The following is a 15,442-nucleotide window of genomic DNA, read 5'->3' as shown; positions in this document are numbered from 1 at the left end:
TTTAAGAATGTTTTAAGCTTATTACTGTTGTTTTTTTACTTGAAGTTTTTAAATGAAAATTAAATATTTAATTCTTGCGTTATTACCTTTTTCTTTGATGGCGTGTCAAACAGTTACTAATACTCCTGCTCCAATTGTTTCTGAGCAACAACAAAACCTTGCAACCACTTTAGGTGAATATGCATGGACTTATCAAAATGTAAAAGCTTCTAAACCACTTATTCTTAACTTTAATGCAGATGGTAAATTAGCCATTAATACGGACTGTAATGGCCAAGGCGGTACTTGGAAAGTTGAAGGCAACCAACTTGTTACTTCTAATCTTGTTTCAACGATGATGGCTTGCCAAGATGATTTAATGAAACAAGAACAACTTTCTACTAGCATCTTTAATGAAGCAAAATTACCAATTGAAATTAGCAACACTAATGGTCAGGTGATTTTAACGGTGACAGATAAAACTGGTCAAAAACACATTTTCCAAGGTCAAAAAGCAGTTAATACTCAAGCTTTAACAGATTACTCTTGGTCATATCAGCCTGAAAATACTAAAAAGCCAATCGTTCTTAACTTTACAAATGATCGTTTATCTATCGCAACAGGTTGTAACCGCCAAGGAACAACTTGGAAAGTTGAAAATAATACGATTGTAACAGCTGACGTAATGTCGACAATGATGGCATGTGAACCTGCTTTAATGAAACAGGAACAGTTCTCTAGCAGCCTCTTCCAAAAACGTGCAGTTCCGTTTGAACTCAATACTACAAATGTTGATCAACCAACATTGACAGTATCTGATGCTCAAGGTCAGAAATATACTTTCACTGGTAAAATGACACCTGAAGCAAAATATCAATCTGAAGGAAAAACAGTTTTCCTAGAAGTTGCTCCAGAAACTAAATCTTGTACTGGTGTTGCGCCACAAACTTGTATGCAAGTTCGTGAAATTAAATATGATGACAAAGGTGTTAAAACTTACGCTGACAAAAACTGGTCATTATATTACGGTCAAATCGAAGGGTTTGAACATAAACCGGACCAACGCGTAATTTTGCGTGTAAAACGTTTTGAAGTGAAAAACCCAGCTGCAGACCAATCTAGTCAAGCAGATGTATTAGATATGGTTGTAGAACAAGAGTTAGTTAAAAAACCTAAAAAATAAGTTTTTAGACTAAAAAAATCCGATGCTTATGCATCGGATTTTTTATTTCTATCTTAGAAAATACCTTGAGCAAGCATTGCATCAGCAACTTTTACAAAACCTGCAATATTGGCACCGTCTACATAGTTCACACTACCGTCTTCTTTAGTACCATATCTTACACAGTTGGCATGAATGTCTTTCATAATTGCATGTAAACGTTCATCGACCTCAGCATGGGTCCAGCCTAAACGAATTGCATTTTGAGACATTTCTAAACCAGAAGTTGCCACACCACCCGCATTAGATGCTTTACCTGGCGCATACAAAATTTTAGCTTCAATAAAATGTTCAACTGCTTCAAGTGTAGATGGCATATTAGCGCCTTCAGCTACACAAATGACACCATTTGCAATAAGCGTTTTAGCGTCTTCACCCGTTAATTCATTTTGCGTAGCACATGGCAAAGCAATATCAACAGGAATATGCCAAGGCGTTTTTCCTTCAAAATATTCAAAACCATGTTTAGAAGCAAACTCGGAAATACGACCACGTTTAACGTTTTTCAGTTCCATTACTTCAGCAAGCAAATCATCTGTAAAACCATTTTTTAAATAAACTGTACCGTTTGAGTCCGACAAGGTAACAACTTTTGCTCCTAAGAACATCGCCTTTTCTGCCGCATATTGTGCGACGTTACCAGAGCCTGAAACAGAAACAGTTTTACCAGCAAAAGATTGTCCACGGGCTTTTAGCATTTCTTCTGCAAAATAAACCGTACCATAACCAGTTGCTTCAGGACGCATTAAGCTACCACCAAATGAAATTCCCTTACCGGTAAAGACACAAGCGGTGTCGTTACTCAGCTTTTTCATCATGCCTGCCATATAACCAACTTCACGTGCCCCCACGCCAATATCCCCAGCTGGAATATCCGTATTGGGTCCTAAATGGCGATAAAGCTCAATGATTAATGCCTGGCAGAAGCGCATAATTTCAGCATCAGATTTACCTTTAGGATCAAAATCTGAACCACCTTTCCCCCCACCCATTGGTAAAGTAGTAAGTGAGTTTTTAAAAGTCTGCTCAAAACCTAAAAATTTTAAAATTGATAGATTGACCGATGGATGGAAACGCATTCCACCTTTGAATGGACCAATTGCTGAATTGTATTGAACGCGGAAAGCACGGTTAACTTGAGTCTGGCCTTGATCATCCATCCATGAAACACGGAATTGAATCACACGCTCAGGTTCAACCAAACGTTCTAGCAATCCCTGCTCTGCATATTCCGGATTTTTTTCAATAAATGGCCACAAACTCGTCATGACTTCTTCGACAGCTTGCAAGAACTCAGGTTGATGCGGATCACGCGCTTGCACGTAATTCAGGAATTCATTCAGGTTGTTGTATTTCAATGCACGGTCCTCAGCATAGTAATGAATTAAATTGGTGCAATACATTTTTAAATGCATCATTTAGCAGCAAAATATTAAATCCCTTTCCATCAATTTTAACAATACTTATTTTAAATTATTTTATTTATCTTAATTATCAAAAACTTATTTTTAGAAAAACTACTTAAAAATAAGAAATAGTCATTTATCTTTTCATTTTTATTGATCTATTATTGTGCAATATTAGCTACATTTTAGGTCAATCAAAAAGCCAATAAATTCGTTAAAATCCATTGACCTTACTTAGGTTTTTCTTCATTATCGCATCGTTTTAACCAAGCTATTTGCCCACTATGAATTCATCTATTTCTCTCATACGCGAGATTGATGCGTTATTACCACAGACTCAGTGTGGTTTATGTGGACATCGTGATGGATGTCTACCCTACGCAAAGTCGATTGCTGAAGGTGAAGAAGCAAATAAATGTGTTCCAGGTGGTCAGCCTGTAGCCGATGCACTCGCAAATCTATTAAATCGTCCTGTGTTAACCGCTGAAACTAGCGTATGGCCTGTACAGGCCGATGGTCGTCCCCAACGAATGAAAGCGATTATTCGGGAAGATGAATGTATTGGTTGCACCAAATGTATTAGTGCTTGCCCTGTAGATGCTATTATTGGAAGTGGTAAGCTCATGCATACCATCTTGACTGACTTATGTACAGGTTGTGAGTTATGTATTCCACCTTGTCCGGTAGATTGCATTGATTTGGTCGAAGACACGCAAGCATTACCAAATGAGCAACAGCGTATCGCTGAACAAAATGATTTAAGACAACGTTATTATGCTCACATTCAGCGCGAAGAAAAACGTCGTACTCACCGTAAAGGGCCTGTAGTACGTGCTGAAATTGATACCCAACTGTTTGCCCAATTCTCTCAGGCACTTGATGAAGTACCTTCAATCGAGCTCATCGAGAAATCCAAAGAAGTTGTGTCAACTGATGCAAAAACTACAATTGAGTTAGCGAAAATTCGTACGCAAATTAAGAAACTGGAAAAACAGCTCAGTGTTCGTGAAGATGCTAAAAAACGTCTTCAACTTGAAGAACTTCAACAGCAACTCATGCAATTACAGGAGGTCTGAATGGCCGTCAAGAATATGACGAAAAAGCAGATTCAAATTTTCTTTGAACGCCTTCGCGAACAACGACCTTCACCTCAAACCGAGTTAAAATATTCATCTCCATTTGAGCTACTTATTGCAGTTATGTTGTCAGCTCAAGCGACCGACGTAAGTGTTAATAAAGCAACTGATAAACTCTACCCTGTGGCGAATACAGCTGAAAAAATCTATAACTTGGGCGTAGATGGGTTAAAGGAATATATCAAGACAATTGGTCTCTATAACGCAAAAGCCGAAAATGTCATTAAGACCTGTAAGATTTTAATGGAACAATTTAACGGCGAAGTTCCAAGCAACAGAAAAGATTTAGAAGCTTTACCAGGTGTCGGGCGTAAAACAGCCAACGTGGTTTTAAATACGGCATTTGGACAACCAACTATGGCTGTCGATACCCATATTTTCCGTGTGGGGAATCGAACCGGTTTAGCAATAGGTAAAAATGTTCTTGAGGTTGAGCACCGCTTAATTAAGGTTATTCCTAAAGAATTTATTTTAGATTCACATCACTGGCTCATATTACACGGTCGTTATTGTTGTATCGCCCGTAAACCTAAATGTGCAGAATGTGTTGTTGCAGATGTCTGTAACTGGCCTGATCGCTTTGAATTTGGCGCACAAAAGCAAATTGCCATTAAAAATATTGAAGCTTAAAAATATAGTTGGGTATAGGGATCATACCCAATCAAACTTACTTTAGACGCTTTTTTTCATTACGCTCTTTTTTTGCTTGTTTTTGAACCTGTCTTAGCATTTTGTAGCTTTGAAAAGCCAAAAATATTAATAGTGCCAGACTCAGCAATACCACCAAAATCAATATGATTTTCATATTGTTCTCCTGCACTGAATGAAAGAAAAGAGCCCTCACAAAGAGGGCTCATTATCACAAACAATATTAAATTATTTGTCTAAGATGTTGAACAAATCTTTTTGTACATCTTCAATTGTACGCAAGCCATCAAGCTTGTCATAAGTTGGAGCATTTTCACCAGAAGCAGCACGGCCTTGGTAGAAACCAACCAATTGCTCTGTTTCAGTATGATAAGACGCTAAACGTTTACGGATTGTTTCTTCTTGGTCATCTGGACGTTGAACAAGATCTTCACCAGTTTCATCATCTTTACCTTCCACTTTAGGTGGATTGTATACAGTATGATAAACACGACCAGAAGCTGGATGCTGACGACGACCAGAAAGACGTTTTACGATTTCTTCATCAGGAACATCAATTTCAATCACGTGATCAATGCTAATCCCTTCTTTTTCCAAAGCTTCAGCTTGTGGAATAGTACGTGGGAAACCATCAAAAATGCAGCCATTTGCACAGTCAGGTTGAGCAATACGTTCTTTTACTAAACCGATAATAAGTTCATCTGAAACCAATCCACCAGATTCCATTACACTTTTAGCTTTTAGACCTAATTCAGTACCTTCACGAATCGCAGCACGGAGCATATCACCGGTTGAAATTTGTGGGACATTGTAGCGCTTACAGATCAACTGAGCCTGAGTCCCTTTGCCTGCTCCAGGTGGTCCGAGTAAAATAATGCGCATAAAAAACATCCTCATTTAAAACAATGAATATGAAGTCCGGCAGAAAAAGTCTCGTTAATCTTCAATAGATCCTGCCTGACATCGAATTATAAGAAAGCTACAAACAAATGTATTGTACCAGCAATAAATCCGGTTACCCCACCTAGTACAATAAGAATCCACTCATCCTCCTGAAATGCAGGACGTAATAAATTCTGAAATTCTTTTGGTGTTAGTTCACGAATACGCTCTTTAAACATTTGAAAAATCTTCTGTGCCCGGCTTGCGTTCAGTGCTGGGTCACATACGGGTCCCATCGTAATTTCAATTGAACGATCAATCAAGTCCGTCTTTAATCTTGCGTACTCTCTTGGCCCTAAAGAAAGCTGTAAAGAGGTGCGAACTAACGGGGTTTCCATGATTTCGTTAATATGACGCTTAACAATGCGGCGCGTTTTATCTTTACGCGGCCCATACATCATTTCGGTCATAATCGATTTTAACGTGATCAGATCTTCTGTGACTACGCTCGAAAACACATCAGAGACTTCCTCTTGACGCTTCATAAAAGCGCCTTGGACATTATAGGTCCCAATTCGAAGAACTGGTACAATCCATGGAAACTTACGATCTTTTGTTAATCTAAAAATCTGTGGATAACGAATATAATGCGGCTCAATTGGGTTAAACACCATCCAGATTGCGATCCAGTTAGTTAAAAAGCCCCAAATCGCAGCCCAAAATGGTACTGTCCAGTGCCATGGTACTACAAACCAAACCACCATTTGGAAAATACCAAAGAACATGCCAATCAGTGCACTAATATGCCAAATAAAGTTAATTTCTTTTTGACCCACCTTTAAGAACATACGTACCATTAAACGGCGATCACCTTCCATCTGGCTCACGACCATTTCACGCATGTTAACCAGTGACTCTACATTCATGGTCAGCTCAGTCACTAATTCTTTTAACACACCCGGCAATTGCTTATGTGCTTGAGCATAAATACGGCGTTTAATTGAATAAGGTAGATTTTCCCAAAGCACCGCATTACGATCGATCATGACTTCATCAATAAGATGTTCAAGTTCAAAACCGACTTGTTCACCAATAATACGCGCCATATCTTCAGGATCCATTGCTTCTAAAAATTCACGCAATGAACCTAATTTAGATAAAGTGTTATCGGTAATAATCCCAGAGATACGTCCTGCTTTACGTGGCACGATACCTTGCCAACCTACTGGCAATGGTCCTAAATGGAATCCCCAAAATTTAATTGGGTAAAATACCATTTTTAAAGCCATCCACACATGTGCCCATGTGACAAAAGCCGTTACGGGAATGATACTCAAAACGGCCCAAAAATCAGGTCTGTGTAAAAAGGTCTGCCACAATCCACTGACGTACTCTAACATGTAAGACTCTCGTATTTATTTGTGCTCTGCTTATGGCGAGTTAACGATAAACTGCTTTGTTTTATAAACCAAAACTTAGAGAATAAGAAAATTGAATTTGTGGTTTAGTATCTGCAGCAACATTTCCGTTCTGGTCAGTTAATTTTTCAGCCGCACCGATACCCACACTAAAAGTGCTAATTCTTTCTGAATTTAACCACACATAGGCCAAATCAACACCCGCACCTAAACGGGATTTAAAATCACCATCGACCTCTTTACTATCAAGATGACCAGCATAGAAACCGATATAGTAACCATTTTTGTCTGTGCCAGTAAGATAATAAGGATATCGGAAGCCAACTTGACCACCAGCGGTTTTGTCACCATTCAAAAATGCGCCGGCTTTCGCATAGGCAATACCATATGGATTTACCCACTCACCGTTAAGATGTAATAATTTTTGAGTAACGCCTGCACCCACATTCCAGGTAGATGCATTATGTCCTGCTAATTTTGCTTCTGGAAGAAACGAGTAGTCTTGAGCATGGGCCCAACTACTTACTGTCAAAACTGCAAGTAAGGGATAAATTTTTCTCATTATTTTCTCCATTTTCCCTAATCGTATGGTGAGAACAACCCTATTCTATTGAATGAGAGACTTTAACAGAATTATTTTGCTTCTTATATACAAGTATCTACAATTTTGTTGTCTGCAAAGTCAAAAAGTATCTTATTAAAATGCAATGAAACTTTGAAAATTATGCAATATTTTAAGTGCTCTTGCGTTAGAATAAGCAGCTATTTTTCTACCCTATGTCATTAAGTCGATCCTTATGAAACAGCACTTTCCTTTAAAAGATATCCAGCAAGAAAAGCGCATTTATCGAGGTCGTATCTTTTTTGCCATAGGGATCGTGACCATCTGCTTATTAGTCTTAATTAGCCGATACGCTTATCTACAAATTTTTCACTACGACGAATTCTCGACTGCATCTGATAAAAACCGAATTCGCTTGCAACCACTTCCGCCTGCTCGTGGTTATATCTATGACAGAAACGGTGTATTACTAGCAGATAACTATCCTGTTTTTACAGCAACTTTAAGTAAAACAGATGTAGAAGATGTTGATAGTGTCATTGAGCAATTACAGCCTATTTTAGATTTAACGCAAGAAGATATTGACCGTTTTAAAAGCCGTATAAAAACTGCCCGTAAAACTGAACGCGTCGCGATTAAGCTCAATCTAACTGAAGCCAATATTGCTAAATTTAGTGAAGCCAAATATAAGTTTCCGGGTGTTAGAATCGAGACACAAATGACTCGCTATTATCCACACGGTGAGTTATTTGCTCATGTAATTGGCTATGTCGGGCGTATCAACGATAAAGAATTAAAAAGTATTGATAAAGACTTATATGCTGGGACCAACCTAATTGGAAAAATTGGCGTTGAGAAAAGCTATGAAGACCTATTGCATGGAACACCGGGTTACGAATCTGTTGAAGCAGATGCACATAGTAATGTATTGCGTCATTTAGGTCGTAAAGACCCTACTCGCGGTAATGACCTCTATTTATCTTTAGATTACGGTTTACAGGTAGTTGCATCTCAGCAGCTCGCAGGTCGTCGTGGAGCTATTGTCGCTATTGATCCTCGTACAGGTGAAATTCTAGCTTTAGTGTCTAGTCCAAGTTTTAACCCTAATTTGTTTGTGACAGGCATTAGTCATACTGACTACAGTTCACTACGTGACAATTTAGACCAACCTCTTTATAACCGTGCTGTGCAGGGTGTATATCCCCCTGGTTCTACCATTAAACCAATGGAAGCAATGGGTGGCCTACACTACGGTATTGTAGACTGGTCAACGGCAATTTCTGACCCTGGTTATTTCCATCTACCAGGTGATTCACATAAGTTCCGTGACTGGAAAAAATCTGGTCATGGCATCGTGAACATGCATAAAGCCATCATTATGTCATGTGATACCTATTTTTATATTCTTGCCCATCAAATGGGTATTGATCAAATGAACCAATGGATGCGCCAATTTGGATTTGGTCAAAAAACAGGTGTCGATTTACCAAGTGAAAGTGAAGGCCTTTATCCAAGTCCTGAATGGAAAATGCGTACGCGTAAAGCGAAATGGATGAAGGGTGAAACTATTTCTGTCAGTATTGGTCAAGGCGCGTTTACAGCCACTCCATTACAGCTTGCGATGGCAACAGCAATTACGGCAAATCATGGTTCTCATGTAACGCCTCATGTTTTACGCGCAACGCATGGTGCAAAACCATTTACAGTACGTAATGCGCCTGATGGCAAAATCAAATTCAACGGCACGGATGAAGACTGGATTCAAATGCGTGATGCCATGATTGATGTAATTCAATCAGGTACTGGCCGCGGTATTCGTACTCCCCTCTACCAAATTGCAGGGAAAACAGGTACAGCACAGGTTAAGAGTATTGCACAGGGTAAACGCTATAACGAAGCAGCCTTGAGTGAACGTCAACTTGACCATGGTTTATTCGTTGGATTTGCCCCTGCTGAAAAACCTGAAATTGCGATTGCAGTCATTTGGGAAAATGGTCGTCATGGTGGTTCAGCTGCTCAACTTGCAAGACCTGTCTTTGATTACTGGCTATTAACTCGTAAGAAAAACCCGATTCGTCCAGCAAATCACCAAGTCAATGGCGGGTTAATGACAGCAGGTATTAAACCAGGTGAACTTCCAAGCGGCGGTGAAAGTTCTGGTCCAGCATCGGCTACAGCTACCACCAACAAACCAGCAGCATCAACACAGCAAGCTGCTCCTGCTCGTCCTGCTACCAATGAGGCCGATGAATAATGAAAAATCAACTACGTATAATTGGCGGCGAATGGAAAAGACGAGTACTGCCTTTCGCTAGCATTGATGGCTTACGCCCAACCCCAGATAGAGTACGCGAAACTCTATTTAACTGGCTCATGTGGGATATTCAAAATGCTCAAGTTCTCGACATCTGTACAGGCTCTGGTGCATTAGGTTTTGAGGCTCTGTCACGTGGTGCTGCATCTGTTTATATGATTGAGCCTGACAAAGCTCAGGCACGATTTTTAAAAGATAATATTGAACTATTAAAAGCCCAAAACTGTCATCTAATTAATACAACGGCTCAACAAGCCCTACCCCGCTTAAAAGAACAGTTCGATGTGGTTTTTTTAGATCCACCTTATAGTCTTGATCTATGGCAAGAGCTCGCTCATTTGGCAGATTCACATATTAAAAAGAATGGATACATTTATGTTGAAGCTGACCGAGATTTAGCTCAGCTTCAACTTCCCGCAACATGGCAACAAGTTAAAACCACTAAAGCTGGCACAGTCCACGCTGGGCTTTATCAGAAAATTTAAACATGTAGGATTTTATGGCAAATTAATTTACCTGATCTATTTAGTTGAATTAGATTATTTTTATTTCATATTTCAGAATAAATAGATCGTAAAAAATCGTATGAGTTGACCTCGATCATAAGGAAAACTCGAAATATATTCATAACCAATTTTCAGTCTTGGATTAACACTATAATTAACCCCATATCCAACTGAAATAGATAAATCTTGAATATTAATATGATTCGTAAAACCATTACTGTTTTTATTCTGAAGTTGCCCAGTATCATAGGCTGTATAATTATAAATTACCCAACGCTCATTTGAATAAAACTCGTTTTTGAGCACATTATAGTTATTAACTTCATCATCATGCTCAATGGCTAACCGCCTTTGGTCCAAGTTTAAATCTGATTGATCTAACAACTGGTCTGTATCTAGTAAAGTAGAATCACTTTCTGGTTGAAAAAAATCATAAGCCTGAACATATCCACTGTAAAAGATAATCAGCGCTATAAAAACAGTATCAATATTTTTATGCACACACATTTTATTTTGCAAATCCAAAAAGGTAGCTTAATGCTACCTTTTTTTGCAAGGTTTTAATTAACTTAAACCAATCACTGCTACAACTGCTGCACAGGTGCCAACAATTTTTTTGCCATAAGGTACATATCGCGTAAAAATGGCACCTAGTGCAAGTCCACCGCAATAAATGAGCGCCATACCAGCAACCATACCAGTTACTAATGCAACAATATGCCCTGCATGTGCTAACTCAACACCATGAGCCATGCCATGGAAGCTTGCAAGTAATGCCGCGGCAATTGGTAAAACTTTATTGGATTTTGTCCATAGGGCAATTGCTGTAATAACTAAAGAAGCAACAATGCCGTATTCAGCCATATTAACTGGTACCAAACCTTGAGCACCTACTAAAAAGCCTATAATTAAGGTAATACTTAAGGCAATAACTCCAGCAATTTTCCACTGTTTAGCAGCTGACCACAACAAGACACCAAAACCTAAAGCCATCACTAAATGGTCTAACCCAGTAAAGGGATGAATAAAGCCCGCCATAAAACCAGAATGTGCATGGTCATGTCCCGGATGAGCCATTGCAAGTGCTGGCAATAATGAAAGGAGCACTACACTCCATTTTTTCATGAAGTCCATAATCTCTCCTTAAGCTTTAAACAGCCCTTGTTTCTCAATAAACTGAATAATTTCTTCAAGACCATCTTGTGTTTTCATGTTTGAAAATAAGAATGGCTTTTCTCCGCGCATGCGTTTCGCATCTTGGTCCATTACATCAAGGTTTGCACCTACCATTGGCGCAAGGTCAGTTTTATTAATAATGAGTAAATCTGACTTGGTAATACCCGGGCCACCTTTACGAGGAATTTTTTCACCACCAGCCACATCAATGACATATAAAGTTAAATCAGAGAGTTCAGGACTAAATGTTGCAGCTAAATTATCACCACCGCTTTCAATGATAATGAGTTCTAAGCCTTCGAATTTTTCACACAAATCATCAATTGCAGCCAAGTTAATTGAAGCATCTTCACGAATTGCCGTATGCGGGCAACCACCTGTTTCAACACCCACAATACGATCTGGCGACATCGCTTCATTACGGGTTAAAAAGTTTGAATCTTCTTTGGTGTAAATATCATTTGTCACCACAGCCATATTGTATTTATTACGCAAGGCTAAACATAAATTAAGTGTAAGTGCTGTTTTACCCGAACCCACTGGTCCGCCAATTCCAACTCGTAATGGACTACGTTCTGTCATGATTTTTATCCTTTTTTCCTAAACTTAAGATCTGAATAACCGTGAATATTGTGTTTCGTGTTTCATGCTCAGCATGGCATAACGAGGTAAAGCGCTGCTCAATTGTTCATCACTAAGCTTCAAAGCTTTCTCTACCGCTTGTGGGACTAAACCATGCAAATGCCATAAAATTCTTTGCCCAGCCATTTGTCCTAAAGGAACTGTTTTTACTGCGGCTAAAACCTGATTTTCTAAAACAGTGAAGGTATAAGCCGTAAGTACATCCATGTCGTTGAGTTCCAGTCGGCCACACAGCTGTGCATAGACCGGCACGAAACCAAACTGCTTTTTAACCTCAACTGCTTTTTTTAAAACATCTTTAATCCACGCATTTAAAGAAAATGCCAGCTGTTGAGATTCTGCCAAAAGTTCTTTACTTTCTCGGCTGGCCTTATACAAATTTGCCCAAACCAGAAACTGTTCTGAGTCATCATGATGCTGCATAAGACGCTTTAATACGGGCAACTCAAACCTCACCAACAACATCTCAAGCACTTCTTCAAAGTAAGCAATTGCCGAGGTTTCGTCATGTATTAGGCCAATATCAATCGCCGTTTCCACACCTTGTGAATAACAATACGCCCCAACTGGCAATGCTGTAGAAGACAGTGTCAGCAGTTGCAGTAATTGCGCGGCACTATGAATGGACATGATGTAAGGCTTTGATTGGGCTTAAACGATGATCATGACTATGCTGTGCATAGGCACCGCTTTCAGGTTCAAATGGATGATCAGTTTCTGAAACTGTAAGCCCTAACCCTTCCACCATTTCTGCAAGCACATGATCAGGCTCAAAATACAAAGCTGTAGGGGTCAACATTAATGGTACATGTCTATTACCTAAGTGATAGGCAGCTTTAAGCAAATCAAAATCGGTTTGAGCAGTGACTTGCATTAATCGCTCAGGTTTGGCATCAATACGTAATACATCGCCCTGTTGCGTTGCAATATATGAGCCACTACGCAAAATGCCAGTACGCGGTAAATCAGCACCAATATCGATGCCACTCGCTAAAGCCGCTCGAAACCGTGATTTTTGACGGGTATCAAAAGTCAGTTCAACCGTTTCAAATGCCTGATCAGGAGAAATATCTTCAAGTCGTTGCGTGTAAATTTTCATTTAGCTTTTCTCTCCTTATTTCTTTCATTCATATCTAAAGTAATGAGGCAAATCACCTCTATAAAATTCATCAAAATAAGAAATATCGCTGAGCCATTGGTAACACGTCTGCAGGTTCACACGTTAATAATTCACCATCAGCCCGCACCTCATAAGTTTCAGGATGAACCTGCATGACAGGACAATATGTGTTGTGCTTCATATCGGCTTTAGTAATTGCACGCGTGTTTTTACATGGGCTAATTAACTTTTTAAGATTTAGTTTCTCAGCAACTTTTTCATCAATTGCTACTTGAGATAAAAAGGTAATACAGGTGTTATGTACACCACGCGGATAGGCACCAAACATTGGACGGTAGTGCACGGGTTGTGGGGTTGGAATTGAAGCATTGATATCACCCATCGGTGCCGCTGCAATCATGCCACCTTTAATAATCATGGAAGGTTTTACACCAAAAAAAGCAGGCTTCCATAACACTAAATCAGCAAGTTTTCCGACCTCAATCGAACCGATTTCATGACTTAAACCATGGGTAATGGCTGGGTTAATTGTATATTTGGCAATGTAGCGTTTAACGCGATTGTTATCATGAAACTCATTATCACCCTCAAGCGGGCCACGTTGAATTTTCATTTTATGAGCAGTTTGCCAAGTACGTAAAATCACTTCACCCACACGACCCATCGCCTGAGAGTCAGAAGACATCATGGCAATTGCGCCTAAGTCTTGCAGAATATCTTCAGCGGCAATGGTTTCACGGCGAATACGACTTTCGGCAAATGCAATATCCTCAGCAATTGCTGGGTCTAAATGGTGGCAAACCATGAGCATGTCTAAATGCTCATCAATGGTATTAATCGTATAAGGACGTGTTGGGTTAGTCGAAGATGGCAACACATTACTTTGTCCAATTGCCTTTAAAATGTCAGGTGCATGCCCACCACCCGCACCTTCGGTATGGTACGTATGAATGGTACGGTCTTTAAACGCAGCCAGTGTTTCTTCTAAAAATCCACCTTCATTTAAAGTATCTGTATGAATAGCAACCTGCACATCAAACTCGTCTGCAACACTTAAACAGTTATCAATGGCTGCCGGTGTTGAGCCCCAATCTTCATGTAGTTTTAACCCAATTACCCCAGCTTTAATTTGCTCTCGAATTGGGTCTGGCAAACTCAAATTACCTTTACCTAGCAGGCCAATATTCATAGGTAAATCATCAATCGCCTGCAACATAGTCGCAATATGCCAAGGCCCTGGAGTCACTGTCGTTGCCGAAGTACCTGCCGCAGGTCCTGTTCCTCCACCCACCATTGTTGTTGTACCCGACATAAGTGCAGTTTCAACTTGCTGTGGGCAAATCCAGTGAATGTGAGTATCAATACCACCTGCCGTTAAAATTTGCCCTTCACCTGCAATCACTTCTGTTGCAGCGCCTAAAGGAATGGTAATGTCCGGTTGAATATCAGGATTCCCAGCTTTTCCTATTTTCCAAATTCGGCCATTTTTTAAACCGACATCTGCCTTTACAATACCCCACCAATCCACAATTAAAGCATTGGTAATCACTGTGTCAGCAACTTCATCAGCTAAAAGTTGAGATTGCCCCATTCCATCACGAATGACTTTGCCACCGCCAAACTTAACTTCTTCACCATAAGTCGTTAGATCTTGCTCAACCTCAATAAAAAGCTCTGTATCAGCCAAGCGAATACGATCACCAACCGTTGGACCAAACATTTCAGCATATGCACGACGTGACATTTTCATAACTTATTACTCATCTCTTTCATTATCGTTGTTATGTTTAATCCAACTTGCCCATGACGCGGCCTGCAAAACCATATACTTCTCGCTTACCCGCTAAAGCAACAAGCTCTACTTCTCGACTTTGTCCCGGTTCAAAACGTATTGCCGTGCCTGCCGCGATATTTAATCGAAAGCCTTTCGCTGTTTCACGATCAAACTGTAGTGCATCATTTGCTTCATAAAAATGAAAATGAGAACCCACCTGAATAGGTCGATCGCCAATATTAGCAACTACAATTTTTAAAGTTTGTCGCCCAACATTCAGCTCAATGTCTATATCTGGAGTAATGATTTCACCAGGGATCATAAACGCTCCTTTTATACGATTGGCTGATGAACAGTGACTAACTTCGAGCCATCAGGAAAAGTTGCTTCGACCTGAACCTCAGCAATCATTTCTGGCACGCCATCCATCACATCTTCGCGCTTTAATAAAGTTGTTCCGTAATGCATCAAGTCACTCACCGTCATACCGTCCCGCGCTCCTTCAAGCAAAGCAGCAGAAATAAAAGCGATAGCTTCCGGATAATTTAGCTTTAAGCCGCGAGATTTACGGCGCTCAGCGACTAGCCCTGCGGTAAAAATAAGTAATTTATCTTTTTCTGTTGGATTGAGTTCCATATCTCTTTCCTAAATAGCATC

General features: G+C 39.7%; 18 protein-coding genes. 5 read left to right on the top strand and 13 right to left on the bottom strand.

Going from position 1 to position 15,442, the window contains the following annotated elements; genetic code table 11:
• Window positions 1–52 precede the first annotated feature (52 nt).
• A complete protein-coding gene (locus ACTJJH_RS10450) occupies window positions 53–1,162 on the top strand; it encodes an META domain-containing protein (protein ID WP_440601104.1) in 1,110 nt (369 codons plus the stop codon).
• A 53-nt stretch (window positions 1,163–1,215) separates the two neighbouring features.
• Here ACTJJH_RS10450 and gdhA read toward each other — a convergent pair whose 3' ends face one another.
• Entirely contained in the window at window positions 1,216–2,619 is a 1,404-nt protein-coding gene (gdhA, locus tag ACTJJH_RS10445; protein WP_130120955.1) for an NADP-specific glutamate dehydrogenase, read from the bottom strand.
• Between the two features lie 272 nt (window positions 2,620–2,891).
• Between gdhA and ACTJJH_RS10440 the strand changes: the two genes are divergently transcribed.
• Together ACTJJH_RS10440 and nth are read left to right on the top strand one after the other, a co-directional pair.
• On the top strand, window positions 2,892–3,683 hold the full coding sequence (locus ACTJJH_RS10440; protein WP_130120956.1) for an RnfABCDGE type electron transport complex subunit B: 792 nt from the start codon (window positions 2,892–2,894) through the stop codon (window positions 3,681–3,683).
• Entirely contained in the window at window positions 3,684–4,373 is a 690-nt protein-coding gene (gene nth / locus ACTJJH_RS10435) for an endonuclease III (protein ID WP_017398664.1), read from the top strand.
• Between the two features lie 37 nt (window positions 4,374–4,410).
• On the opposite strand, the gene ACTJJH_RS10430 is transcribed toward nth, so the two are convergent.
• The 4 genes from ACTJJH_RS10430 to ACTJJH_RS10415 all read right to left on the bottom strand — a co-directional run bounded on the left by ACTJJH_RS10430 (window position 4,411) and on the right by ACTJJH_RS10415 (window position 7,253).
• Window positions 4,411–4,548, bottom strand: a complete 138-nt coding sequence (locus ACTJJH_RS10430; RefSeq protein ID WP_350308399.1) for a hypothetical protein — start codon at window positions 4,546–4,548, stop codon at window positions 4,411–4,413.
• Between the two features lie 71 nt (window positions 4,549–4,619).
• On the bottom strand, window positions 4,620–5,273 hold the full coding sequence (gene adk, locus ACTJJH_RS10425; protein WP_002117671.1) for an adenylate kinase: 654 nt from the start codon (window positions 5,271–5,273) through the stop codon (window positions 4,620–4,622).
• Between the two features lie 86 nt (window positions 5,274–5,359).
• Entirely contained in the window at window positions 5,360–6,673 is a 1,314-nt protein-coding gene (locus ACTJJH_RS10420) for a membrane protein (protein WP_005070566.1), read from the bottom strand.
• A gap of 61 nt (window positions 6,674–6,734) precedes the next feature.
• Window positions 6,735–7,253 carry a hypothetical protein gene (locus ACTJJH_RS10415; RefSeq protein ID WP_002117557.1) on the bottom strand — a complete coding sequence of 173 codons (519 nt, stop codon included), beginning with the start codon at window positions 7,251–7,253 and terminating at the stop codon, window positions 6,735–6,737.
• A 235-nt stretch (window positions 7,254–7,488) separates the two neighbouring features.
• Here ACTJJH_RS10415 and mrdA point away from each other — a divergent pair, with 235 nt between their 5' ends.
• Complete coding sequence (mrdA, locus tag ACTJJH_RS10410) at window positions 7,489–9,507, top strand: penicillin-binding protein 2 (RefSeq protein ID WP_440601103.1); 2,019 nt, start codon at window positions 7,489–7,491, stop codon at window positions 9,505–9,507.
• Window positions 9,507–10,052, top strand: coding sequence for a 16S rRNA (guanine(966)-N(2))-methyltransferase RsmD (rsmD, locus tag ACTJJH_RS10405; protein WP_347739202.1), 546 nt, complete (start codon window positions 9,507–9,509; stop codon window positions 10,050–10,052). Before mrdA ends, rsmD begins: the two co-directional genes overlap by 1 nt.
• A gap of 72 nt (window positions 10,053–10,124) precedes the next feature.
• Here rsmD and ACTJJH_RS10400 read toward each other — a convergent pair whose 3' ends face one another.
• From ACTJJH_RS10400 to ureA, 8 genes are all read right to left on the bottom strand, one after another.
• Window positions 10,125–10,580, bottom strand: a complete 456-nt coding sequence (locus tag ACTJJH_RS10400; RefSeq protein ID WP_327742327.1) for a hypothetical protein — start codon at window positions 10,578–10,580, stop codon at window positions 10,125–10,127.
• A 57-nt stretch (window positions 10,581–10,637) separates the two neighbouring features.
• Window positions 10,638–11,207 carry a HupE/UreJ family protein gene (locus tag ACTJJH_RS10395; RefSeq protein WP_327742275.1) on the bottom strand — a complete coding sequence of 190 codons (570 nt, stop codon included), beginning with the start codon at window positions 11,205–11,207 and terminating at the stop codon, window positions 10,638–10,640.
• A 9-nt stretch (window positions 11,208–11,216) separates the two neighbouring features.
• The gene (gene ureG, locus ACTJJH_RS10390; protein WP_002117800.1) at window positions 11,217–11,831 is read right to left on the bottom strand and encodes an urease accessory protein UreG; all 615 of its coding nucleotides are present in this window, start codon (window positions 11,829–11,831) and stop codon (window positions 11,217–11,219) included.
• 24 nt (window positions 11,832–11,855) lie between these two features.
• Window positions 11,856–12,521 (bottom strand): urease accessory protein UreF, encoded by a 666-nt coding sequence (locus ACTJJH_RS10385; RefSeq protein ID WP_069030948.1) that lies wholly within the window; start codon window positions 12,519–12,521, stop codon window positions 11,856–11,858.
• Window positions 12,508–12,990 (bottom strand): urease accessory protein UreE, encoded by a 483-nt coding sequence (gene ureE, locus ACTJJH_RS10380; RefSeq protein WP_069036870.1) that lies wholly within the window; start codon window positions 12,988–12,990, stop codon window positions 12,508–12,510. Before ureE ends, ACTJJH_RS10385 begins: the two co-directional genes overlap by 14 nt.
• Before the next feature lie 70 nt (window positions 12,991–13,060).
• Window positions 13,061–14,761, bottom strand: a complete 1,701-nt coding sequence (ureC, locus tag ACTJJH_RS10375; protein ID WP_440601102.1) for an urease subunit alpha — start codon at window positions 14,759–14,761, stop codon at window positions 13,061–13,063.
• 37 nt (window positions 14,762–14,798) lie between these two features.
• The gene (locus ACTJJH_RS10370; protein WP_440601101.1) at window positions 14,799–15,107 is read right to left on the bottom strand and encodes an urease subunit beta; all 309 of its coding nucleotides are present in this window, start codon (window positions 15,105–15,107) and stop codon (window positions 14,799–14,801) included.
• 11 nt (window positions 15,108–15,118) lie between these two features.
• Window positions 15,119–15,421 carry an urease subunit gamma gene (gene ureA / locus ACTJJH_RS10365; RefSeq protein ID WP_032056833.1) on the bottom strand — a complete coding sequence of 101 codons (303 nt, stop codon included), beginning with the start codon at window positions 15,419–15,421 and terminating at the stop codon, window positions 15,119–15,121.
• Window positions 15,422–15,442: the final 21 nt, after the last annotated feature.

It is taken from the genome of Acinetobacter sp. 22301 (genome assembly GCF_052045285.1).
Taxonomy (GTDB): domain Bacteria; phylum Pseudomonadota; class Gammaproteobacteria; order Pseudomonadales; family Moraxellaceae; genus Acinetobacter; species Acinetobacter pittii.
Note: the sequence above shows the minus strand (reverse complement) of the source record. Positions and strands in the feature narration are given on the sequence as shown.